This window comes from Aliiroseovarius sp., from assembly GCF_030148435.1.
Taxonomy (GTDB): domain Bacteria; phylum Pseudomonadota; class Alphaproteobacteria; order Rhodobacterales; family Rhodobacteraceae; genus JASBTN01.
The window spans coordinates 24,203-47,653 of the sequence record NZ_JASBTN010000034.1 but is presented as its reverse complement, the minus strand read 5'-3'; the positions used below and the strand labels follow the sequence as shown (position 1 = coordinate 47,653).

Sequence of the window (23,451 nt, the reverse complement as noted above, 5' to 3'; positions counted from 1 at the left end):
TTTTCCCGCCATCTTCAATTTCACGGTTGCTGTAGTCGACAAGCATCGCTGCCAGTGGAAGACAAACTCGCGCCGCTTCTTGAATGCACAGTTCTAAAGTTTCCCTTTGCTTAAACGGTCCACTGTGAATTGTCCTTCCACTGAAGTGGTCCCAGGAAACCGGACAGTCAGCTAAGGTGTATCCCAAACCTTTGAAGGGATACGAACATGGCAAAGCGCCGGAAGTTTACAGATCAGTTTAAGGCCAAGGTGGCGTTGGAAGCGCTGCGTGGTGATAAGACCGTGCAAGAGATCGCGGCGAAGCATCAGTTGCACCCAAATCAGGTCAGCACATGGAAGCGGCAGGCCATCGACGGGATGGCCGATGTGTTCTCGGGAGGCAAGCAGAGCGGCCCGACCGAGGCGGAAGTAAAGGAACTTCACGCCAAGATCGGGAGGCTGGCGGTCGAGAACGATTTTTTGTCGGAAGGGCTCAAAAGGTGAGCCCAGCAAAGAAACGGTCGATGATCCGGCGGGATCATCCGAACTTGAGCATCAGCCAGCAGTGCAAATTGGTGCAACTCAGCCGGTCGGCGTTCTACTACACGCCGGAGGGCATCGACGCGGCCACGCTGTCGATGATGAAAGAGATCGACCGCGTGTTCACCAAATACCCGTTCTTCGGGTCACGCCAACTCGCAGCATATCTCCGCCGGGAAGGGACCGTCGTGGGGCGTCATCGCGTCCGCCGACTGATGGCGAAGATGGGTCTGGAGGCAATCTACAAACGCCCCAGAACCAGTCAGCCACACCCGCAGCATCCGGTCTTCCCGTATTTGCTGAGAAAGATGGTGATCGACCGGCCCAACCAGGTCTGGTGCGCCGACATTACCTTCATCCCAGTGAAGCGCGGCTTTCTGTATCTGGTGGCGATCATGGATTGGGCCACGCGTAAGGTGTTGAGCTGGCGACTGTCCAACACCATGCACGCCGACTTTTGTGTGGAGGCATTGAACGAGGCCATAGCCAGACACGGCCCGCCCGAGATCATGAACACAGATCAGGGGTCGCAGTTCACCGGATCGGCCTGGATCACAACGCTGACCGAGGCCGGGGTGCGCATCTCAATGGACGGGCGCGGCAGGTATCTCGACAACATCTTCATCGAGCGCCTGTGGCGATCCCTGAAGCAGGAGGTGGTCTACCTTGAGGAAATCACCGACGGCTTCCAGGCCAGGCATGTGATCAAGGACTGGATGGCATTCTACAACACCAGCCGCCCCCATTCCGCGCTTGATCGGCAGACACCGGACGACGCATATTGGGCAGGCTTGGAGCAACGACACGCAGCATGAAACCTAAAACCGATACACCTTAGAAACGCTGCGAACCTGTCCGAAAAGATGGGACCACTTCACAGGGCGTAGGCCATGTTGAACAACGGGCGCCCCGGGTTGCAGTCGCGCCGCGCGCTGGAACCTCGCAACAGCCCTCATTGCCTCAAGATGGGTGTCCGCAGGCCATACTATTTTTTCTGGTTCGGCTGTCCCTTTCAGTGGCTTGACTTTGGTCAATGATGACGCGGCGTTGCCAGCATATGTCATGGGGCCATGATCAACGCGAACAAAGCCATTCTTGTGATTATGCTCGTGGCGAATCTCTTCGCCGCATTGGTTTCAACCACGGCGCAGGCGCAGACGAATACGAGCGTGCTGGCGCAATTCCTTCCCGATGTTGATCCCGCGGCGCTCGTCGAAGGTGCCGATGCCTTCGGTCCGATCCGCAGCGACATGCCGGTCGCGCCTGTCATGTCGGGGGGCGAGGAGATCGGTCATGTCTTTGTCACCTCGGATTTCGTGGGGACCACCGGCTATTCCGGAAAACCGATTCATACGATGGTCGCGGTTGATGAAAACGCGGTCATTCAGGGTGTTGAGCTGATCAAGCACTGGGAGCCCATCGTTCTGATCGGTATCCCTGATTCCAAGATCAAGAAACTCGTAACCGACTATCGTGGGCTATCTCTGGTCGACGAGGCGGCGGCGAGTGGGTCCGGTCATGACCTTGAGATCATTTCCGGCGCGACCGTTACCATAATGGTGATCGACGACTCGATCATCCGGTCGGGCCTCAAGGTGGCCCGTGGGCTGGGGCTGGGCGGGCTGACCGCCGAAATCGACACCGGCCCGCAGTACGAGATTGCCGAGGGCGTGGAAGCGCCTGACAGCTGGATGTCGATGGAAGGCGATGGCACGGTGCGACGCGTGTCGCTGGACGTGGGCCAGATCAACGGAGCCTTCGCCGCAATGGGCGATCCGCGCACCGAGAAATACGCGCTGACCGAGGCGCCCGACACCTCCTTCATTGACATGCACATGGCGCTTGTCTCGGTGCCTGCGATCGGACGGGCGGTGCTGGGCGATGCCGATTACGGCAACCTCGAAGCCTGGCTGGAGCCGGGCGAGCACGCCATCGCCGTGGTGGGCCGGGGGATCTACTCCTTCAAGGGCTCGGGCTATGTGCGCGGCGGCATATTCGACCGGATCGTGCTAATTCAGGATGACGTGTCGGTACGCTTTCGCGACCGGGGGCATCGCCGTATGGGCGTGATCCCACTGGAAGACGTCCCGGAGTTCACCGAACGCGACTTGTTCAAGATTCCAGCTGACAGCGGCTTCGATCCGACCAAGCCCTTCCGCCTGCAACTCCTGGTGCAGCGAGAGGTGGCTGCGATCGAAAAGGTCTTTACCACCTACAACCTCGGGTACCAGCTTCCACAAGTCTACATGACGCGAGTCGCCACTGCCGCAGAAACTGCGCCGGTGGGTGTGGCGGACGAGGGTGAAAGCGCCGCGCAGGCCGCGCTGTGGCGCAAGATCTGGGAAGACAAGACGCTGGAAATCGCAGTTCTGGGCGCAATGCTGTTGGTGCTGACGCTCGCGTTCTTCTTCCAGATGCAGCTGACACGGTCGGATCGGGCGGTAAAGATCTTCCGTTACACCTTCCTGACCATCACGCTGGTTTTCCTGGGCTGGTATGCCAACGCGCAGTTGTCCGTGGTGAACCTGATGGCGCTGTTCGGGGCGCTGACCTCAGACTTCAGCTGGCAGGCATTCATGCTTGATCCGCTCACCTTCATCCTATGGTTTGCGGTGGCCGCCGCGATCCTGTTCTGGGGTCGGGGCGCTTATTGCGGGTGGCTGTGCCCCTTCGGTGCATTGCAGGAACTGACCAACTCTATCGCGCGGGCGCTGAAGGTGCCGCAGTTCAAACTCCCCTGGGGTCTGCACGAACGCCTTTGGCCAATAAAATACATAATATTCCTTGGGCTTTTCGGGGTCTCTCTGGCCTCGATCGAACAGGCCGAGCATCTGGCCGAAGTCGAACCGTTCAAAACCGCGATCATCTTGAACTTCGTTCGCGCCTGGCCCTTTGTGGCCTATGCCGCAGCCCTGTTGATCGCCGGGCTTTTTGTCGAACGGTTTTACTGTCGCTACCTCTGCCCGTTGGGCGCCGCGCTCGCGATCCCAGCACGGCTGCGGATGTTCGACTGGCTGAAACGCTACAAGGAATGCGGCTCGCCCTGCCGTGTCTGCGCCAACGAATGCATGGTGCAGGCAATCCATCCGACCGGCGAGATCAATCCCAATGAATGCCTCAACTGCATGCATTGCCAAGTGTTGTACCAGTCAAAAACCATATGCCCCGTGGTTATCAAGAAGCTCAAACGAAAGAGCCCGACCTCGGATCCGACCGCGTTCCTCAAAGAGAGGGGCGGGGTGGAAAATCACCCAAATCTACAGAAAAACTGAAAAAGGAGACAGTTATGTCTGAGAAAGAGAAAAAAGGCTTAAGCCGGCGCGGCTTCATGGGCGCCACGGCAACGGGCGCAGCCATGATGGGAGCAGGCGGCACGCGCCTCGGCCTGATGGGCGGCGCAGCGGCGTTCACCGCAGCGGCCGCCCCGCGCGCGGCGATGGCCGATACCAACTACGAAACCCCGGGACCGGGCGAGCTGGACGAGTACTACGGCTTCTGGTCCTCGGGTCAGACCGGCGAGATGCGCATTCTGGGCGTGCCTTCGATGCGTGAACTGATGCGGGTGCCGGTGTTCAATCGCTGCTCGGCCACCGGCTGGGGTCAGACCAACGAGTCGCTGAAGATCCTGACGCAGGACATGCTGCCGGCAACGAAGGATTACCTCGCCGCACAAGGCAAGAAAGTGCATGACAACGGCGACCTTCACCACGTGCACATGTCGTTCACCGAAGGCAAGTACGATGGCCGTTTCCTGTTCATGAACGACAAGGCCAACACCCGCGTCGCGCGTGTGCGCTGTGACGTGATGAAGCCTGACAAGATCATCGACATTCCGAACGCCAAGGCGATTCACGGTCTGCGTCCGCAGAAATGGCCGCGCACGAACTACGTCTTCGCGAACGGCGAAGATGAAGCGCCCATGGTCAATGATGGTTCCGTGCTGGATGAGCCGTCGAAATACGTGAACTTCTACACTGCCGTGAACGCGGACGAAATGAAGGTTGCGTGGCAGGTGATGGTTTCGGGCAACCTCGACAACACCGATTGCGACTACGACGGCAAATACGCCTTCTCGACCTCCTACAACTCGGAAATGGGGATGAACCTCGCCGAAATGATGGAAGCCGAGATGGACCACGTGGTCATCTTCAACATCGCGGAGATCGAGAAAGCGGTCGAAAGCGGTGATTACATCGAGCTGAACGGCGTGCCGGTGGTTGATGGACGCAAGGGCCAGAACAAGAACTACACCCGTTACGTGCCGATCCCGAACAGCCCGCACGGCATCAACATGGCGCCCGACAAGATCCACCTTTGCGTGGCCGGCAAACTGTCGCCCACCGTTTCGGTGCTCGACGTGCGCAAGTTCGACGCTCTCTTCGAAGACGACAGCATCGACCCGCGGTCGGTCGTCGTGGCGGAGCCGGAACTCGGCCTCGGGCCGCTTCACACCTGTTTTGACGGGAAAGGCAACGCGTTCACCACGCTGTTCCTCGACAGCCAGGTGGTGATGTGGAACATCGAAGACGCCGTGAAACTGTACAACGGCGAGGACGTGGATCCGATCCTGAACAAGCAGGACGTGCACTACCAGCCCGGCCACAACTCGACCACCATGGGCGAGACGCTGGAAGCGGACGGCAAGTGGTACGTGTCGATGAACAAGTTCTCGAAGGACCGGTTCCTCAACACCGGCCCGCTCAAGCCCGAGAACGAACAGCTCTTCGCCATCGACGGCACCGACATGACACTGGTCCATGACGGTCCGACCTTTGCCGAACCGCACGACTCGATCCTCGTGCACCGGTCCAAGGTGAACCCGAAGAGCGTTTGGGACCGCAACGACCCGATGTGGGCCGATGCGCGTGCGCAGGCCGAGGCGGACGGTATCGATCTGGACGACTGGCAGGACTCGGTGATCCGCGACGGCAACAAGGTGCGGGTGTACATGTCCTCTCAGGCGCCGCAGTTCTCGCTTGAGAAGTTCACGGTCAAGGAAGGCGACGAGGTGACGGTTTACGTGACCAACCTCGACGACATTGACGACGTGAGCCACGGCTTCTGCCTGAGCGACCACGGTGTCGCGATGGAAGTCGCCCCGCAGGCCACGGCCTCGGTCACTTTCACCGCGGCGAAACCGGGCGTTCACTGGTTTTACTGCCAGTGGTTCTGCCATGCGCTGCACATGGAAATGCGTGGCCGTATGCTCGTGGAGCCTGCATGATCCGCCTCGTCTTCCTCTTTGCCGCGCTCGTTCTGAGCGCGGCGCCGGTACTGGCCGAGCGCGTGGTGCTTGCGCCCGGGCCGGGGGTTCTGGTCGCCGCAATTGCGGCGGCAGAAGAGGGAGACGAGATCATCCTGTCACCGGGCCGTTACGATGGCCCGGTGACGATCGACAAGACATTGACGCTCAGCGGCGAGGATGGCGCGGTGATCGATGGGAACGGCACCTTGTCGGTGGTTCTGGTCGACGCGCCGGACGTGGTGCTGCGCGGGTTGCACTTGACCAATTCGGGCCGGGTGCACGAACCGATCGACGCCGGCGTGAAGCTGACAACGAAGGCGCGCGGCGCGCGGGTTCTGGACAACGTTCTGACCGACAATCTCGTTGGTATCGACATTCACGGAGCGCGCAATGCGCTGGTTAAAGGCAACCGGATCGAGGGTTTGCGTCTGCCGCGCATGAACGATCGGGGCAACGGAATCTACGTTTGGAACGCACCGGGCGCGGAAGTGATCGGCAATGACGTGCGGTATGGACGGGACGGAATCTTTACCAATGTCTCGCAGCGCAACGTGTTTCGCGACAACGTGTTTCGCGACCTTCGCTTTGCCGTCCACTACATGTATACGAACGATAGCGTGGTGGAAGGCAATATTTCGATCGGCAACCATCTTGGCTTCGCGCTGATGTATTCCGACCGGATCGTGGTCAAGGGCAACACCTCGATCAACGACCGCGACCACGGCGTCATGTTGAATTACACCAAGCAGTCGGACGTGTTTGCGAACCTCGTGACGGGCGGCACGGAGAAGTGCGCATTTGTTTATAACTCACATAAAAACCTGATCGCGGACAATACGTTCACGGGCTGTGACATCGGTGTGCATTTCACTGCCGGGTCCGAGCGTAACACGATCACCGGGAATGCTTTTGTCGGCAACCGCACGCAGGTGAAATACGTTGGCACAAGTGATGTGGAGTGGAGCCACGAAGGGCGAGGGAATTACTGGTCCGACCACCCGGCATTCGATCTGGACGGGGACGGGCGCGCCGACAGTCCCTACCGCCCCAACGATCTGATGGACCAAATACTGTGGTCACAACCCGCCGCGAAGCTGCTTTTGGGGACACCTGCCGTGCAGTTGGTGCGCTGGAGCCAGTCGCAGTTTCCGGCGGCCCGCACCGGCGGTGTCGTGGACAGCTACCCGCTGACCAACGCACCCGCGCGCGAGGTGCCCGAAACCGTTCAACAAATGGCCCAAGCCACGCCGCTCTGGGCCAAGGGAGCCACTTATGACGATTCTGACCCTCTCGAAGCTCACTAAGCGCTACGGGGGCACGACGGTCCTGGACGAGGTGTCGCTCGACATCGCGGCGGGGGAGCGCGTGGCGCTTCTGGGCCATAACGGCGCGGGGAAATCGACGCTGATGAAGCTGGTTCTGGGGCTGATCCACGCGGACGGGGGCCGGATAGAAGTGGCGGGACATGCGCCGGGATCGGCGGTGGCGCGGTCGCTCACCGCCTATCTGGCGGAAAATGCAGCCTTTCACCCTGCGATCACCGGGCGTGAACAGTTGTGCTATTACTTGCGCCTGCGCGGCCAGCCTGTGAAGCAGGCCGACGAGCTTTTGGAGAAAGTTGGACTGGCGGATGCCGCCACGCGCCGGATCGGCACCTATTCCAAAGGGATGCGCCAGCGTGTCGGGCTGGCTCAGGCGCTTATCGGAAATCCGCGCCTTATGGTTCTGGACGAGCCGACATCGGGTCTCGACCCTGTATCGCGGCGAGAGTTCTATGCGCTGCTCGACGAGTTGGCCGCGAAAGGCACCGCCGTTCTTCTGTCGTCGCACGCCCTGTCGGAACTGGAGGCGCGGACGGATCGCATGGTCATTCTGGCCAAAGGCAAACAAGTGGCACAGGGCACCTTGGCCGATCTGCGGAGCGATGCGGCGCTTCCCCTGACCGTGACGATCTTTCCGAAGGCAGAGCAGGCACCGCAGGTCGCGGAAGCGTTCCCCGAGGCGCAGATCTTCGAGGATCGCGTGACCTTCACCTGCGCGCCTGACGAAAAGCTCGCGGTTCTCGAACGGATCGTGGCGCTGCGGGGTCATATCGCGGATTACGATCTGCACGCCGCCACGCTCGACGATCTCTATTCCCATATCTCCAGGAGGGTCGCGTGATGTTCTCCCGTATCCTCGCCACTGCCGCGCTCGAATTCGCCATCGCCCGTCGCAACCGCTGGGTGGTCGTGTCGGTCGCCATGATGATCTTGTTTTCGTTGGTCCTGGCCTTCGCCGGCGCGGCCCCTGCGGGACAGCTCGCGGTGGACCCGCTGTCGGTGACGGTGGCGAGCCTGATCTCGCTCGCGGTCTACCTGGTCCCGCTGATCGCGCTTCTGATTTCCTTTGATGCCATCGCGGGCGAGAGCGAGCGGGGTACGCTGGCGCTGTCGCTAACCTATCCGCTGGCACGGACCGAGCTGCTTCTGGGCAAGCTGGTCGCGCAATTGGCTGTCGTGACCATCGCGGTTGTCGCGGGTTATGCGGTCGCTGCGGTGGCGGCCTTTGCCACTGGCGGTGTGGAGGCGGCAGATGGCTTGCCTGCGCTCTGGCGGCTGGTCTGGACCTCGGTCCTTCTTGGCGCCGCGTTCTTGTCGTTGGGGCATGCCATGTCCTGCCTGTCGCGTCGGCCATCCGGGGCCGCGGCCATGGCGATCGGTCTCTGGCTGGTGATGATCGTGCTTTACGACCTGGCGCTTCTCGCCGCCGTGGTCGCGGATGATGGCGGGGCCTTCACCACGGATGTGTTCCCATGGGCGCTGGTGGTCAATCCGGCGGACGCTTTCCGTATCTTCAACCTCGCGGCCTCGGGCGCGGTCGACGCAGCCTCCGGCCTGTCCGGGGCGGCGTCCTCCATTGCGGCCTGGAAGCCGCTGGCCGCCATCGTGATCTGGCCGGTTCTTGCAGCCACGCTCGCGCGGCTGTCGTTTCAAAGAGTGACGCCATGAGAAAGCTCGTCCTGGTTTCCGTCCTCCTTCTGGCCGCCTGCAAGGACGACGTGGTGAACCTGCCGGATCCGGTGGAGTTGACCGAGGAAGCGCTGGGCTATTATTGCCAGATGGCGCTGGTCGAACATGACGGGCCGAAGGGGCAGGCGCATCTGGACGGGATGCCCGCGCCGATCTTCTTCAGTCAGGTGCGCGATGTGATCGCCTATCTGCACATGCCCGAACAGAGCCACGCGGTTCAGGTCTCGTATGTGCAGGACATGACGGGTGCCACATGGGACGCGCCTGGAGCGTGGATGCCCACGCGCGAGGCGCTTTATGTGGTGGGGTCCGATGCCGTGGGCGGCATGGGCGCGGCGGAATTCGTGCCGTTTTCCGACAAACTCGCCGCCGAAGCCTTTGTGCGCGAGCGCGGGGGGCGGATCATGACCTTCGACGAAATCCGGCCCGAGGACGTTCTGGGCGACACCGCGCCCGTGGAGGATGACACGGACGATATCAATGCCCGTCTCAAAGCGCTGGGGCAGTAGGAGAAAGCCATGCAGATCAACAGACGCAGATTCATCAGTTTCGTCTCGGCGGCCTGTCTGACCGCTGCGGCCAATCCCGCGTCGGCCTTTCGGTGGCAGGGCGTGGCGCTCGGTGCAAAAGCGCAGATTGTGCTGGATCATCCCGAGGCCGAAGAAATCACCCGCGCGGCCGAGGCCGAGATCAGTCGTTTGGAAGGAATTTTCAGTCTCTACCGAACGGACAGCGAGATCATGCGGCTCAATCGTGACGGACGGCTCGATGCGCCGTCTTTTGAAATGCTTGAATGTCTGACGCTCGCGAGGCAGGTGCACGAGGTGACGCAAGGACGCTTCGATCCGACCGTTCAGCCGCTATGGCGGGTTCTGGCCGAAGCGGGCGTGGCGGGCATGGAACCAGAGGCAGCAGCGGTCGAGGCCGCACGGGCGGCGGTCGGGTTCGGCCGTGTCCAGATCGAAGCGGACCGGATCACGCTTGGGGCCGGTCAGGCACTGACGTTGAACGGCATCGCGCAGGGGTTCATCGCGGATAAGGTGGCCGACTTCATGCGGACACGTGGAGTGGGTGACGTGTTGATCGACACGGGCGAGATCGTGGCATTGGGCAATGGACCCGATGGTGCCGGTTGGCCGGTGAGGATCAAGGGCGAGGATCACGCGCGGCTCTGGCAGGGAAGGGCGCTGGCCAGTTCTGCGACGCTCGGCACGGTCATGGGCGCGGACGGGCGGCAGGGCCATATCCTGTCGGCAGACGGCATGGCCACATTGCCAACGCAGGTCACGGTGAGCGCGCCGCGCGCGGGGCTGGCAGATGCTCTTTCCACGGCATTTTGCCTCGTCCCGGACGCGCAAACCGCTACCAAGTTCTTGCGTGTGTTCAAGGCGGCCCGACTCGAGCGATTTGTCCAGACATCAACGTAAGTCGAAGACGGCACACATCCTGAAGACGGTTCGAACACCCTCAAAGGTGGCGGAACCGTCCCCAACCTATTCGGTATCATCTGTCGCCCAGTCGGCTCAGTCGGCCCAGTCGAGGGCTTCAGCTATGGCGATAGGCTTGAAGCGGCTGACGTGCTCCCCCGAGTGTCCTCGATTATCGGTAGGTTCTGTTCAGGTTTTGGTCCTTTCGTGACCGGTTCGCATATTCCTATGGCGTCATGCCAGCGAGGCTGAAATGCGGGCGGTAGTGGTTGTGGTCGTCACGCCAGGCGTGGATCAGGCAGTTTGTCCGGCACTTGCGCAAGGCAAGCCACTTCGGAGAACCTGACAGCTTCCGGACGCGCACGGGGATTGGCTGCGATGCACTCCGCCCCAAGGTGCCCGGCGATGCGCCGGGGCGGCCACCCTTGCCAAACTGCGGCTCTCAGAGAGGCAACCCGGGCGCCAGGGGGGCGGTGCACGGCGTTCCCGCCAATCGGCCATCCACGCTTTCAGCTTTTGCCAAAAGGTGCATCTGCCCTTCTGGGCGTGCTTTGGGCTTGGCAAGCCCCGGCAGAGCGGGTCTTCTGGGAACAGCCAAGCTCGAGGTATCCTTATGACAGGCCGATATTTTGCCCCCGAAGGCGGGTTGCCGCCACAGAGCCAGATCCTGACCGATCGCGCCATGTTCACCGAAGCCTATGCGGTGATCCCGAAGGGCACGTTCTCGGACATCGTGACCTCGGCCCTGCCATTCTGGGAAGGCGCGCGGTTCTGGGTGATTGCGCGGCCGCTGTCCGGTTTCGCCGAGACGTTTTCCCACGCGATTGCCGAGTTGACCCCGGGTGGCGGCAGTGACCGACCGGAGTTGGACACGGGGGCCGAGGCGGTTCTGTTCGTGGTCGATGGTGAGGTCGAATTGCGTATTGGGGGGGACAGGCACGAGCTGGTTCCAGGCGGCTATGCCTTCCTGCCGCCGGGCACGGGCTGGTCGGTCTGGAACCGTGGCGGCGCCCCCGCGCGGTTCCATTGGATTCGCAAGGCCTATGAGGCGGTCGAGGGGCTGGGAATGCCGGAGGCCTTCGTGACCTCGGACGACGCGGTGGAGCCCGTCGCGATGCCCGACACCAATGGCGCCTGGGCCACGACGCGGTTTGTCGACCCGGAAGACCTGCGCCACGACATGCATGTGAACATCGTCACCTTCCAGCCCGGCGGCGTCATTCCCTTTGCCGAAACCCATGTGATGGAACACGGGCTTTATGTTCTGGAAGGCAAGGCGGTCTACCGGTTGAACCAGGACTGGGTGGAGGTCGAGGCGGGCGACTACATGTGGCTCAGGGCGTTTTGTCCGCAGGCCTGCTACGCGGGTGGGCCGGGGCCGTTCAGATACCTGCTCTACAAGGATGTGAACCGCCAGATGGCGCTGCCGCGTCGCTAAGCCCAGTGCGGCTCAGGGCGCCGGAACCGTATAAGGTGCAGGGTATCTGAACTCCTCAAGGTTCGCCCCCGGCCCGATCCGGTCCACCACGGCAAACAGGCCGGGCGCGGACAGGGGCGTCAGCACCCCGTGCCAGGTGCCGCGGTGAAAGTTCACCGCCTGCCCCGGGGCGGTCAGAAAGGCGCGGGGGGTGCCCGGCCTGTCCCCTTCATCCGGGGCAACGATCACCAGAAAGGGCGCCAAGGTCATCGGCAGAAAACACTGCGACCCGTCGGGATGGCGCTCGACCAGATCGAACGTATAGGGCAGGGCGCGGGGCCGGGCGTCGAAGATCGACACGCCCGCTCGCCCGCCCGTGAAGTCAAGCCGCGCCCGGTCGTGGTGGCGGCCACAGAGCCCTTGGTTGATCATCCGGTCTGGCACGCCTGAGGCATCCAATACGTCACCGTATGGGGCAAAGTCCCGGGGCGTCAGGGGCCGGGGCGTGATCTGGCGGCTCATGGCAGAATATCCTTCAACCGGTACCAGGCGATGCGTTCGACCTGGGCGCAGGCTTCGGCGAATTCGGTGGGGGTTTCGTTGTCCAGCCGCCGCTTCATCGCCGCGCGGATGCCGGGCTTGTCGTGATCGCGCACCGCGATAATGAAGGGAAAGCCGTGTTTTGCCACATAGGCCGCGTTTGTTTCGGTAAATGCCCTGCGTTCTTCATCGGTCAGCATGTCCAGCCCGGCGCTGGCCTGTTCCGAGGTGCTTTCCTGCGTCAGCCGCCCGGCCCGGGCCAGCTTTCCCGCCAGGTCGGGATGCGCGCGCAACACGCCCAGCCGTGCCTCGTCCGAGGCGCGGCGGAAGGCGCGGCACATGGCATTGTGCAGGCCCGCTGCGCTGTCATGGGCGGGGCCGAGTTCAAGGGCGAAAGCCCCTTCGGCCACCCAGGGGGAATGTTCGAATACCCCGCCGTAGGCCTCCCGAAAGGCAGTGCGCCCCATGGTGGAGGGGCGGGGCCGTGCGACTGGATGGTGCTCGGTGTGCCAATGCCGCGCGATCTGTTCGCGCGTGGCGAACCAGACGCCGTCATGCCCCTTGGCGTAGTCCATGAAACGGCGCAGCGCCATTACCCTTCCGGGTCGCCCGACCAGGCGGCAGTGCAGGCCGATCGACATCATCTTGGCCGCGCCCGCTTTCCCCTCGGCATAGAGCGCATCGAACGTGTCTTTCAGGTAGGAAAAGAACTGGTCGCCCGAATTGAACCCCTGAGGCGTGGCGAATCGCATGTCGTTGCAATCGAGCGTATAGGGCACCACAAGCTGAGAGCCGTTCGGATGCCCATGCCAATAGGGAAGATCGTCGGCATAGCTGTCGGCCACATAGAGAAACCCGCCTTCCTCGCTGACAAGGTCCACCGTGTTGACCGAACAGCGCCCGGTGTACCAGCCCAGCGGGCGGGTGCCGGTGACTTCGGTGTGCAGCGCGATTGCTTCGTGCAGATGGGCGCGCTCCTCCGCCGGTGTGAAATCCTTGTAGTCGATCCACTTGAGCCCGTGGGAGGCGATTTCCCACCCGGACGTCTGCATGGCGCGGACCTGCTCCGGGCTGCGCGCCAATGCCGTGGCCACACCGTAGACTGTGATGGGGATCTCCATTTCACCGAACAGGCGATGCAGGCGCCAGAACCCGGCCCGCGCACCGTATTCATAGATCGATTCCATGTTCCAGTGCCGCTGGCCGTCCCAGGGCGCGGCCCCGACGATTTCGGACAGAAAGGCCTCTGACGCCGGATCGCCGTGCAATACGCAATTCTCGCCGCCTTCTTCGTAGTTTACCACGAACTGCACCGCGATCTTAGCCCCACCGGGCCATTTCGGGTCCGGGGGTGTCGCGCCGTATCCGCGCATGTCGCGGGGGTATCGGGTCATGGCTGGCTCCTTTTTTGCGGCACCCTAACGCAGGGTACACTTGCGCAGCTTACGGAAAATCCTGAAAGATTATCAAACAGGCGCCGGGCTGTGCCCAGCCCCGAAGTGCGAAAGACTTGTCAAAAAGAGGAGGGACCATGCCCGGATTTCTGACCACCCATGTGCTGGACACCGCGCGTGGCTGCCCGGCGGAGGGGATTACCATCGCGCTCTACCGCATTGATGGGGAGGCGCGTGACCGGATCACCCAGGCGGTGACAAATGCGGACGGGCGCACCGATGCGCCGATCCTGCCGGACGGGGATTTCAAACCCGGCCGTTACGAGTTGGTCTTTTTTGCGGGCGACTACCTGCGCGCCACCGGCCAGGCAGGGGCAGACCCCCTGTTTCTGGACCAGGTGCCCATTCGTTTCGGCATGTCGGAAGGCGACCACTATCACGTCCCGCTGCTGCTGTCCCCCTATGGCTATTCGACCTATCGCGGATCGTAGCGGACCGAGACCAGCGGGCGCAGCCGTTCGGCCATGAATTCGATGAACAGCCGGGTTTTCGGATCCTGGTGTTTGAGATGGGTGTAGAGACAGGCGAGCTGAACCTGTACGGGCGGTTCGGTCTCAAGCACGGGCACCAATCGCCCTTCGGCGAGGTGGTCGGCGACTTCGAACACCGGTTTCATGATAATGCCCTGCCCCTCCAGGGCCCAATCGGTCAGAACTTCGCCATCGTCGCTTTCCAGAGGTCCGGTCACAGGCACGCGACGCGGTCCGTCCGGGCCTGACAGGAGCCACTGAAACTCCGGCACGCCCGGGTAGCGCAGGTTCAGACAGTCATGGGTGCCGTCGGTCAGCTCCGCGGCCAGGCGCGGCAGGCCGCGCCGCGCCACGTAGTCCGGTGCGGCGCAAAGGATGCGGGGACAGTCGGCGATTTTTCTCATGCGCAGAGCGGAATCCTCGGGCAGGCCCAGGAAGAACTCCACGTCGATGCCTTCGGCCGAGAGGTCCAGCTTGCGGTCCGACAGGCGCAGACGAATGTTGATCAGCGGGTATTTCCGCTTGAATTCGGGGATGAGCGGGGCGAGCAACCGACGCCCCAGTCCCAGCGGAGCGGCCACAAGCAAGGTGCCGCGCGGCTGGTTCGTCACCTGGGTGATCTCGGCCTCGGCCTCGTCTATGGCCTGCACGATCCGGCAGGCGCCGCGATAGAAGATCGCCCCCTGTTCAGTTGCCGTAAGCGAGCGCGTGGTGCGCTGGAACAGGCGGACGTTCAGGTGCTCCTCCAACTGGGCAATCCGCGCCGAGGCCACCGCCGCCGATATCCGCTGATCGCGCGCGGCAGCGGACATGGAGCCCAGTTCATGGACTCTTATGAAAGTGCGGATATTGTCGAGATAGGCCATGGCAATTGTCTGGCTTTGTTTGAAAGAGTTCTGATATTTTCAGGAATACATGTGGAATGTGCAATTTGCTAGGCTGGGCTGGTTCGAAGGAGAAACGTGGATGATCGAATTTGCCTTTTTCTGGGATTGGGCGTCCTTTGCGGTGCGGTGGCTGCATGTGATCACGGCGATTGCCTGGATCGGCTCGTCCTTCTATTTCATAGCGTTGGACCTGGGGCTGCGCCCATCCACGGACCGCCGGTCCGGGATAACCGGCGAGGAATGGCAGGTTCACGGGGGCGGGTTCTATTTCATCCAGAAATACGGCATTGCGCCCAATCGCATGCCCCATGACCTGACCTGGTTCAAATGGGAAAGCTATTCGACCTGGCTGTCGGGGGCGGCCCTGCTGGCGCTGGTCTATTGGGGCGGGGCGGAGCTTTACCTGATCGACGCGGCCAAGGTCGAGTTCGCGGCCTGGCAGGCGATTGCGATCTCGGCGGGGTCGCTGACTGTCGGCTGGATCGTCTACAACACCCTGTGCAAGTCGGGCCTGGCCGAAAGACCCACCACGCTGCTGCTGCTGCTGTTCGGGTTGCTGGTGGTGATGGGGTGGGGGTATAACCAGATCTTTACCGGGCGCGCCGTCATGCTGCATCTGGGGGCGTTCACCGCCACGATCATGACGGCGAATGTCTTTTTCATCATCATGCCGAACCAGCGCATCGTGGTGAAGGATCTTCAGGAAGGGCGGACGCCGGACGGGATATATGGCAAGATCGCCAAGCTGCGCTCCACCCACAACAACTACCTGACCCTGCCGGTCGTATTCCTGATGCTGTCGAACCACGCGCCGCAGATTTTCGCGACACAGTACAACTGGCTGATAGCGGCACTGGTCTTTCTGATGGGTGTGACGATCCGCCATTTCTTCAATACGCACCACGCGCGCAAGGGAAACCTGTGGTGGACCTGGGCCGTCACGGCGGCGCTGTTCGCGGCGATCATGGTGCTCTCCTCTGCCGGGGCGCCGGAATACGAGGACCTTGAGGCCGCCGAGGCGCGGCCTTTTACACCTGCCGAACAGGTGTTTGCGGGTCTGGCTGAATTCGAGGAAGTGACCTACCTCGTGCAGGGCCGCTGTGCGATGTGCCATGCGCGCGAGCCGGGCTACGATGGCATTCACACCGCGCCCAAGGGCATCTTGTTGGAAACACCGCAGGAAATTGCCGGGGCAGCGCGCCAGATCTGGATGCAGGCGGCGCGAACATCGGCCATGCCACCCGCCAATGTCAGCTGGATGGAACCCGGCGAGCGCGCCCTGATCGACGCCTGGTACCGCGCAGGACGCGGCTAAGGCGTTTTGCCTTGGTGTTGAGATACCGCTATGAGGTGAAACGCGCGGAACTCATTGATGGTGCGGGCGTTTCGAAATCGGCTTGCCCCCCGGCGTTCTCCCGAAACACCAAAGGGCCGTTCAACAGCGGGACGATCCCCCAACCGGGCAGCCGCGCAAACTGGCCCGCTGACTGGTGTACTTCTCCACCCAGCAAAAGGGGCCCCGAAGGGCCCCGTCCCATGGCGTGCCTTATACGGGTGCCGTTTCCGCGCTGGCCTTCGCAGCCAACGCGCGCCGTTCGGACCTGGCAAAGAACAGGTGGTAGAGCACCGGCGCGGCCACCAGGGTCAGGATCGAGGCAAAGGCCAGCCCGCCCATGATCGTTACCGCCATCGACTTGAAAAAGGCGTCGCCCAGCAGCGGGGCCATGCCCAGGATGGTGGTCACGGCGGCCAGGAAGACCGGGCGCAGTCGCGAGACCGAGGCCTTCACCACCGCCTCGGTCAAGGGCAGGCCCTCTTCGCGCACAAGGTCGATTTCCTCGACCAGCACGATGCCGTTCTTGATGAGCATGCCCGACAGCGACAGCATCCCCAGCAGCGCGGTGAAGGTAAAGGGCAGGTCGGTGCCGAGAAGGCCCAGGACCACACCATTCACGCTCATCGGCACCAGCAGCCAGATGATGATCGGCTGTTTCAGCGCATTGAACAGCAGGATCGAGATCAGCACCATGATCAACAGCGACACGGGCAACTGCTTGCCCAGGCTTTCATTGGCCTCGGCCGAATTCTCGTGTTCGCCGCCCCATTCCATGCGGTAGCCGACCGGCAGCTCGATTGCCTCGACCGCAGCCTGCACCTCGGTAAAGACGGAGGCTGCGGTCATGTCTGCGGGCACGTCCGCGCCGACCGCGATGGTGGACAGGCGGTTGCGGCGGTGGATCAGCGTGTCCTGCACCTCGTAGGTGAAGCCGTCGATCAGCTGTTCCATCGGAATCTGCTCGCCGGTCAGGGTGGAATAGCCCTGCTGATCCATCAGGTTGCCGCCGTTCTGCGGGCGCCGGATGATGATCGGGATCAGGCGTTCGTTCTCACGGAATGTGCCGCCCCGAAAGCCGTCGGTGGAGAATTCCAGAATCTGGGCTACGTCGTCCCGAGTCACGCCCGCGCGCTGGGCGCGTTGAGTGGAATAGATCGGCTTGATCACCAGTTCGCGCTCACGCCAGTTGGTGCGCAGGTCAAGCACGTTGGGCGAGGCTGCGGCCATCACCTCTTGCGCCTCGGCGGCCAGTTCGCGCAGCACATCCGGGTCCGTGCCTGAGAAACGGACCTGGATCGGATCGCCGCCGCCGGGACCGAAAACCAGGCGTTTGGTGCGGAACTCGCCTTCGGGGAAAGCGCCGCGCCCGAATTCCTCCAGATCAGCCTGCAGCGCGGGGATGTCGTCGCGATGCTCGGTCCGGATGATCAGGTGGCCGTAAGAGGGGTTCGGGCGTTCGCTTTCATAGGTCAGCATGAAACGCGTCGCGCCCTGGCCCACGAAACTGGCGACCGAGACCACGTCATCCCGTTCCGCCAGCCAGGCCTCGAAAACTTTGAGGTGCTCGGAGGTCGTTTGGATCGAAGTGCCCTGCGGCAGTTTGTAATGCACGAAAAACAGCGGCGTATTGGAGTTCGGGAAGAACTGCTGCTTCATCAGCCCGAAACCTGCGTAGCTGGCTGCGGTGATGCCGATCAGCGCCAGAACGACCAGAAGGCGGGCCCGCAGCGCCAGGCGAAGGCTGCCCTTGTAGATGCGGAAAAAGAACCCGCCATAGGCGTCCTCACCCTCGCCCAGATTGCCCTGTTTGAACAGGTAGTGCCCCAACAGGGGGGTGACGGTGATGGCCAGCACCCAGGACAGCAGAAGCGAAATGCCGATCACCGCGAAGAGCGAAAACAGGAACTCGCCGGTTGCATCCGGGGAAAGACCGATGCCCGCGAAGGCCATGATGCCGATCACGGTGGCGCCCAGAAGGGGGATCTGCGTCTTGGCCGCAGCGTCGTCGGCGGCGTCCTTGGACTTGCGTCCATGGATCATGGCGATCTGCATGCCTTCCGCAACCACAATGGCGTTGTCCACAAGCATGCCCATCGCGATGATCAGCGCGCCCAGCGAAATTCGCTCCATCTCGATCGAGAAGAGCCACATGAACAGGATTGTGCCCACCACGGTGAGCAGAAGCGTCGAGCCGATCACCACGCCCGCGCGCCAGCCCATGAACAGGGCGAGAACGATCACCACGATGGCAACCGATGTTGCCAGGTTCACCAGGAAGTCGTTCGAGGCCTGCTCGACCACGAGGTGCTGCCGGTAGATCGGAAGAAGCTCCACCCCCGCCGGGATATCGGCAGAGAGTTCGGCCAGGCGGGCGTCAACCCTGTGGCCGACCTCGACAATATTCTCGGTCGACAGGCCGGCGATCCCCAGCGTAAAGGCTTCGACCCCGTTGAAACGGATCATGGAGCCCGGGTCTTTAACCCGTCCGCGTGAAACGGATGCGAGGTCGATCAGGTTCAGGACATTGCCGTTCACACCGACCGACAAACCCGCGATCGCATCCACCGTATCCGAGCCGTCCGGGGTCAGGATCTTGATCTCGCGCCCATCCCGGTCGACGCTTCCCGCCGGTGCGACACTGTCGGCATCCGCGATGGCACCGGCGACGGCCTGAATGTTCACCCCCAGGTTGGCGACCAGCGTCGGATCGGGTTCGACGAAGATCGCTTCCTCCGGGAGGCCCGAAATCTCGACATCCGCAACCCCGTCCACGGCCAGAAGCTCGCGGCGCAGGAAGGTGGCCAGATCGTGTTTCTCGGCGTCGGAAAAGCCCTCGGCCGTGACTGCATAGAACAGGCCGAACACATCGCCGAAACCGTCGTTGATCACCGGATCCTGCACACCTGACGGCAGGCCGTCAGCCGCGTCCTTCACCTTGTTGCGCAGATCGGTCCAGATTGCGGGCAATTCGTCGCCGTCAAAGGTGCTCTGCACTTCGACGGTGATCTGCGAAAAGCCCGGACGGTTGATCGAGGTGATCCGGTCCAGCTCTCCCATCTTCTGGATTGCGCTTTCCAGCGGTTCCGAGACCTCGGTCGCGACCTGGGCCGCGGTGGCGCCGGGATAGACCGTGGTCACGACGGCGGACTTGATGGTGAAGGCCGGGTCTTCGAGCCTTCCGAGATTGAAAAAGCCATAGATGCCGCCCAACAGGCAGGTCAGCATGATCAGCCACGTATAAAGCGGCTTTTCGATCGAGGCGCGGGCAATATTGACCATCTGTCCGACCCCTTACCTGGCAAAACCGGTGAAGCGACGCACCGCCTGACCGTCTTTCAGCGCGGCCACGCCGGTGGCGACGACCTGTTCGCCGCCGGACAGGCCTTCGACCACGGTGAACCCCCCCAGATGGTTCACCTCGACCTTTACCGGGTGTAGTGTCACGGAGCCTTCATCGGGCGTGGCGCCAGGTTCGAACAGCATTACCGCAAGATCGCCGTTGCCGCCCACGGGAAGCAGCGCGGTGGAGGGCAGGGTGATGTCCTGTGCGTCGGAGAACAGCGAGACCGAAATCTCGACCGAACTTCCGGGCAGGACTTCCAGATCGTCGGCGCGGTCCATGCCCAGGGTCACGCGAAAGCTCTGCCCGGCCTCGGAGGCCTGGGCGTCGAATTCACGCAGGGTCATCGGGTATTGCTTGTCGGGCTGCGCCGGGAAACGGGCGAGGATGGCAAGGGCGTCATCTTCTCCCGTTTGCTGAAACAGCACCTCGGGCACGTCGATTTCCACCCGAACCTCGGATATGTCAAGCAGGCGAACCACCGGAGCCCCGGCGCCCGTGGTGTTGAATTTCTCGGTATGACGCAGGGCGATCATGCCGTCGAATGGCGCCAACAGCATCGCATGTTCCAGGTTGTATTCGGCCTGGCGCAGGGCGATCTCGGCCAGCAGTTTGGCGGTCTCGGCATCGTCGATCGTGACCTGGCTGACGGTGTTGCCCGCCAGTTTGGTCAGGCGTTCCAGGGTGCGGTCGGCCTGTTCCAGCTGCAGGCGCGCCTGTTCGAACTGCAACTGGAACAGCTCCATGTCGAGGGAGGCGATCAGCTCACCTTCCTCGACGAATTGACCTTCGGCCACATCGAAATCGGTGATCTCACCACCGACCTGAAAGGCCAGATCGACGGTCTGGCGTGCCACCACCTTGCCGAAAAAGTGTCGGGTGGGCGGGGCAGTGCCGGATTCGACCTCCATCAGCTTGACGGGTTTGGAGGCGGCGGGCGCTGCCGGGGTGTCCTGCTGGGCCCAACCGGGCAAGGCGGGCAGGGCGATGGCAAGGCTCAGCGCCAGGGCGCGGGTCAGGGTGGTCATTTCGATGCTCCCTCTTGAAGCATGTTTTGCAGGATATGGCGGCGCATCTTGTCTCCGATGTCCGCCAGTATGTTGATGTCGTCGTTGTTCAGGCCGGTCACTTCGCGAAAGAGCCGCCCACCTTCCTTCAGCATGTCGGCCCGGAAGGCCGCGCCTTCGTCTGTCAGGCGCAAAAGCCAGGCGCGACGGTCGTCCGGGTCACGTTCGCGCATGACAAACCCGCGCTTTTCCAGCCCGTCGGCAATGGCCGTGAGCGAGCTGGGCAGTTGGTTCATCACCTGCGCCAGATCGCCCATGCGGCGGGGCCGGTCGAGCTTGACCAGCAGGTGGCGCTGATTGTCGGGCATGCCGTCTCCGTTTTCTTCCTCCAGCCTGTCGAAACAGGCCTGAAGCCGGGTAAAGGTGGCAAAGATGCCCATCAGCGCCCGAACCTCGGGGGTCAGGGCGGGATCGTTGCTGGGGTCCAGCAGGATGGTGGAATCGCAGGTGGCCATGGCGTGTCCTTTCGATCTGGCCGATATAGTTCAAAATGTGAAATATTCAACAAAAGAATGTTCCGAAAATGAAAAAGCCCCGCAACCAACTCGGTCGCGGGGCCTTCAAGCGGCATGGTTGCGAGGTCACATGTCCTGCAGGTGGTCAAATTCCGACAGGAAGCTGCCGACCCCCATGGTGGCCGAACGCAGTTCCATGATCAGGTCGCCCATCTCGGCGGCGGGCATGTGACACTGTACCTGCTGCCAGCCGGGCCAGCCGTCGCGGGTGTCGAAGCCCAAAATCTGCCCGCGGCGCCCGGATACGATCTTCTGTACGCCGGCAATGAACTGGTCGGGCACCTGGAACGTCACCGCATTGATCGGTTCCAGTTGAACGGGTTTGGCATCCGCCAGGGCTTCGCGCATCGCCTGCGCCCCGGCCTTGCGGAAGGCCATTTCCGAACTGTCCACGCTGTGCGACTTGCCGTCGGTCAGTGTGACCGAGACATCCACCACCGGGTAGCCCTTCGGCCCCTTGGCCAGCGCATCATTCACGCCGTGTTCCACCGCCGGGAAATACTGGCGCGGGACGGACCCCCCGTGGATCGTTTCGGCAAAGCTGTTGCCCTCGCCACGCCCGACCGGAGTGACCTTGAGCGCGACTTCGCCGAACTCGCCATGTCCACCGGACTGTTTCTTGTGGCGCACACGTTTTTCGGCCGGTTTGCGGATGGTTTCGCGATAGCTGACCTCGGGGGATTCGCTTTCGACCTTCAGCCCTGCACGGTTTTCCAGCCGTTCCAGGCACAGACGCAGGTGCATGTCGCCCTGGCCCTCCAGAACCTGCACTCCGTTCACCGCGTCAAAGCGCAGGGTCAGCGAACGGTCCTCGTCCATCAGCTTCTTGAGGTTGTCCGAGATCTTCACATCATCCGACCGGCTTGCCGCCTTGATCGCTTTGGCATAGGCCGGGGGGAGCGGCAGACGGTCGCCGGGGCGGCGGCCGTCATTGGTCAGAGTGTCGCCGGTCGCGGCGCTCTCCAGCTTGGTCAAGCCCACGACGGTGCCCGCCGGGGCCTCCTTCACCGCGTTCAGCTTCTGGCCAAAAACGCTGTTGATACCCGCCGGGCGCACGCCGTCCAGCGTATCACCTGCCTTGAGGCCGCCGGTCATCACCCGCGCCAGGGACAGCTTGCCCGCATGGCCCGCCTGCAGCGTCTTGAACACTTTCACGCGGGTCTCATCCCCGTCCAACCCCTGGCGTGCTACCGTGGCTTTCACGTCCGGCGCATCATGGCGCAGCGATTTCATCAGCCGGTGCACCCCGTGGTTCTGTGTGGCCGAGCCGAAGAAGACGGGAACCACCAGGTCTTCCGCCAGCTCCTTGGCCATGTCGTCATAGACTTCGCCGGTCGAGGGGGTGACATCTTCAAGCAATTTTTCCAGCAGGGCATCGTCGAAATCGGCGAGGCTTTCCAGCATCTCGGTTCGGGCCTCTTCCTCGCGGTCCTTTACCGCCTCGGGCAGCTGGATCAGGGTCGAAGGCTTGCCTTCTTCCCATCTGAAGGCGCGTTCGCTGACCAGATCGACATAGCCAGTCACCTTGCCGCCCTCGTGGATCGGCACCTCGCGCAGGACCAGCGGTTTGGACGAGATGGCCTGGAATGCCTCCATCAACTCGCGAGCCGAGGCATCGTGCCGGTCGAACTTGTTGATGAATATGAGGTGCGGAATGTCGGCTTCCTCAAGCGCCTTGAGATGCGCGGCGAAGGTCACGGCCTTTTCCGGCTCGGGCTCGACCACGACCACGGCAATGTCGGCCACATCCATTGCGTCACGCATCTCCTGCCCCAGCTCGACCGAGCCGGGCACGTCGATGAAGCTCCAGTCCTCGCCCAGGTACTGCGCCGAGGCCACGTTCATCTCGGTCGACATGCCATGGGCCAGCGCCTCGGGCGAATGGTCGGCCATGGTGAATGCGCTCTGCCCACCGGCATGAGGTTGCAGCGCGCCCGCTTCGACCAGCAGGGCCTCGAACAGCGAGGTCTTGCCGGATAGGTAGGGGCCGCAGATGAGTGCAGTGCGGGGGCTGTGTGAAGACGATGCCATGGGGTTCCCTTTCCTGTCTGGCTGATTCGCACAGGGATACCTGCCCCGGCGAACCGGTAATGAGGCAAGGCTAAGGCCTTGATAGGACGGGCGCGTTGATATGTATCAGGTGCCAAGGGGCATTTTAGCACAATTGGGCGGGCTGGTAGGGCGCGCTCTGCGGGGCGATGTCCCCTCCGGGTTGTTGCCTCC

The 23,451-nt window shown here is 62.4% G+C and carries 19 protein-coding genes and 1 pseudogene; 11 read left to right on the top strand and 9 right to left on the bottom strand.

Going from position 1 to position 23,451, the window contains the following annotated elements:
- Positions 1–187 (bottom strand): hypothetical protein (locus Q1V43_RS06040; protein ID WP_300515242.1); only part of this gene is annotated, 187 nt, incomplete at its 3' end.
- Positions 188–207: 20 nt separating this feature from the next.
- On the opposite strand from Q1V43_RS06040, the gene Q1V43_RS06035 reads away from it, so the two are divergent.
- The 8 genes from Q1V43_RS06035 to Q1V43_RS06000 all read left to right on the top strand — a co-directional run bounded on the left by Q1V43_RS06035 (position 208) and on the right by Q1V43_RS06000 (position 10,202).
- A protein-coding gene (locus tag Q1V43_RS06035; RefSeq protein WP_300515239.1) for an IS3 family transposase occupies positions 208–1,334 on the top strand; the annotation gives its coding sequence in 2 pieces (ribosomal slippage) (positions 208–469 and positions 469–1,334; 1,128 coding nt in all).
- 255 nt (positions 1,335–1,589) lie between these two features.
- Complete coding sequence (locus Q1V43_RS06030) at positions 1,590–3,791, top strand: NosR/NirI family protein (protein ID WP_300515236.1); 2,202 nt, start codon at positions 1,590–1,592, stop codon at positions 3,789–3,791.
- A 14-nt stretch (positions 3,792–3,805) separates the two neighbouring features.
- Positions 3,806–5,743, top strand: a complete 1,938-nt coding sequence (gene nosZ, locus Q1V43_RS06025; RefSeq protein WP_300515233.1) for a TAT-dependent nitrous-oxide reductase — start codon at positions 3,806–3,808, stop codon at positions 5,741–5,743.
- A complete protein-coding gene (locus Q1V43_RS06020) occupies positions 5,740–7,068 on the top strand; it encodes a nitrous oxide reductase family maturation protein NosD (RefSeq protein WP_300515230.1) in 1,329 nt (442 codons plus the stop codon). Before nosZ ends, Q1V43_RS06020 begins: the two co-directional genes overlap by 4 nt.
- The gene (locus tag Q1V43_RS06015; protein WP_300515227.1) at positions 7,037–7,927 is read left to right on the top strand and encodes an ABC transporter ATP-binding protein; all 891 of its coding nucleotides are present in this window, start codon (positions 7,037–7,039) and stop codon (positions 7,925–7,927) included. The genes Q1V43_RS06020 and Q1V43_RS06015 overlap by 32 nt, the downstream gene beginning before the upstream one ends.
- Entirely contained in the window at positions 7,927–8,754 is an 828-nt protein-coding gene (locus Q1V43_RS06010) for an ABC transporter permease subunit (RefSeq protein WP_300515223.1), read from the top strand. Before Q1V43_RS06015 ends, Q1V43_RS06010 begins: the two co-directional genes overlap by 1 nt.
- Positions 8,751–9,284: a nitrous oxide reductase accessory protein NosL gene (locus tag Q1V43_RS06005; RefSeq protein WP_300515221.1), complete on the top strand. Its 534-nt coding sequence runs from the start codon at positions 8,751–8,753 to the stop codon at positions 9,282–9,284. Before Q1V43_RS06010 ends, Q1V43_RS06005 begins: the two co-directional genes overlap by 4 nt.
- A 9-nt stretch (positions 9,285–9,293) precedes the next feature.
- Positions 9,294–10,202, top strand: coding sequence for an FAD:protein FMN transferase (locus Q1V43_RS06000; RefSeq protein ID WP_300515218.1), 909 nt, complete (start codon positions 9,294–9,296; stop codon positions 10,200–10,202).
- Positions 10,203–10,428: 226 nt separating this feature from the next.
- Here the strand turns inward: Q1V43_RS06000 and Q1V43_RS05995 are convergent.
- Positions 10,429–10,500: pseudogene (locus Q1V43_RS05995) on the bottom strand (integrase core domain-containing protein); the annotation flags it as partial.
- Between the two features lie 315 nt (positions 10,501–10,815).
- Here Q1V43_RS05995 and Q1V43_RS05990 point away from each other — a divergent pair.
- Positions 10,816–11,640, top strand: coding sequence for a bifunctional allantoicase/(S)-ureidoglycine aminohydrolase (locus Q1V43_RS05990; RefSeq protein WP_300515216.1), 825 nt, complete (start codon positions 10,816–10,818; stop codon positions 11,638–11,640).
- A 12-nt stretch (positions 11,641–11,652) separates the two neighbouring features.
- Here the strand turns inward: Q1V43_RS05990 and Q1V43_RS05985 are convergent, their stop codons facing one another.
- Together Q1V43_RS05985 and puuE are read right to left on the bottom strand one after the other, a co-directional pair.
- Positions 11,653–12,141 carry an ureidoglycolate lyase gene (locus Q1V43_RS05985; RefSeq protein WP_300515213.1) on the bottom strand — a complete coding sequence of 163 codons (489 nt, stop codon included), beginning with the start codon at positions 12,139–12,141 and terminating at the stop codon, positions 11,653–11,655.
- Positions 12,138–13,553, bottom strand: coding sequence for an allantoinase PuuE (gene puuE, locus Q1V43_RS05980; RefSeq protein WP_300515211.1), 1,416 nt, complete (start codon positions 13,551–13,553; stop codon positions 12,138–12,140). Before puuE ends, Q1V43_RS05985 begins: the two co-directional genes overlap by 4 nt.
- Before the next feature lie 137 nt (positions 13,554–13,690).
- On the opposite strand from puuE, the gene uraH reads away from it, so the two are divergent.
- Positions 13,691–14,044, top strand: a complete 354-nt coding sequence (gene uraH, locus Q1V43_RS05975; RefSeq protein WP_300515209.1) for a hydroxyisourate hydrolase — start codon at positions 13,691–13,693, stop codon at positions 14,042–14,044.
- Here uraH and Q1V43_RS05970 read toward each other — a convergent pair.
- A complete protein-coding gene (locus Q1V43_RS05970; RefSeq protein ID WP_300515206.1) occupies positions 14,029–14,949 on the bottom strand; it encodes a LysR family transcriptional regulator in 921 nt (306 codons plus the stop codon). The genes uraH and Q1V43_RS05970 overlap by 16 nt on opposite strands.
- Positions 14,950–15,049: 100 nt before the next feature.
- Between Q1V43_RS05970 and Q1V43_RS05965 the strand changes: the two genes are divergently transcribed.
- The gene (locus Q1V43_RS05965; protein WP_300515203.1) at positions 15,050–16,285 is read left to right on the top strand and encodes a urate hydroxylase PuuD; all 1,236 of its coding nucleotides are present in this window, start codon (positions 15,050–15,052) and stop codon (positions 16,283–16,285) included.
- A 231-nt stretch (positions 16,286–16,516) separates the two neighbouring features.
- On the opposite strand, the gene Q1V43_RS05960 is transcribed toward Q1V43_RS05965, so the two are convergent.
- The 4 genes from Q1V43_RS05960 to Q1V43_RS05945 form a co-directional block, all read right to left on the bottom strand.
- On the bottom strand, positions 16,517–19,585 hold the full coding sequence (locus Q1V43_RS05960; protein ID WP_300515201.1) for an efflux RND transporter permease subunit: 3,069 nt from the start codon (positions 19,583–19,585) through the stop codon (positions 16,517–16,519).
- 12 nt (positions 19,586–19,597) lie between these two features.
- Positions 19,598–20,674 carry an efflux RND transporter periplasmic adaptor subunit gene (locus tag Q1V43_RS05955; RefSeq protein WP_300515199.1) on the bottom strand — a complete coding sequence of 359 codons (1,077 nt, stop codon included), beginning with the start codon at positions 20,672–20,674 and terminating at the stop codon, positions 19,598–19,600.
- Positions 20,671–21,168, bottom strand: coding sequence for a MarR family transcriptional regulator (locus Q1V43_RS05950; RefSeq protein WP_300515196.1), 498 nt, complete (start codon positions 21,166–21,168; stop codon positions 20,671–20,673). The genes Q1V43_RS05955 and Q1V43_RS05950 overlap by 4 nt, the downstream gene beginning before the upstream one ends.
- Positions 21,169–21,294: 126 nt before the next feature.
- Positions 21,295–23,259 (bottom strand): elongation factor G, encoded by a 1,965-nt coding sequence (locus tag Q1V43_RS05945; protein ID WP_300515194.1) that lies wholly within the window; start codon positions 23,257–23,259, stop codon positions 21,295–21,297.
- Positions 23,260–23,451 lie beyond the last annotated feature (192 nt).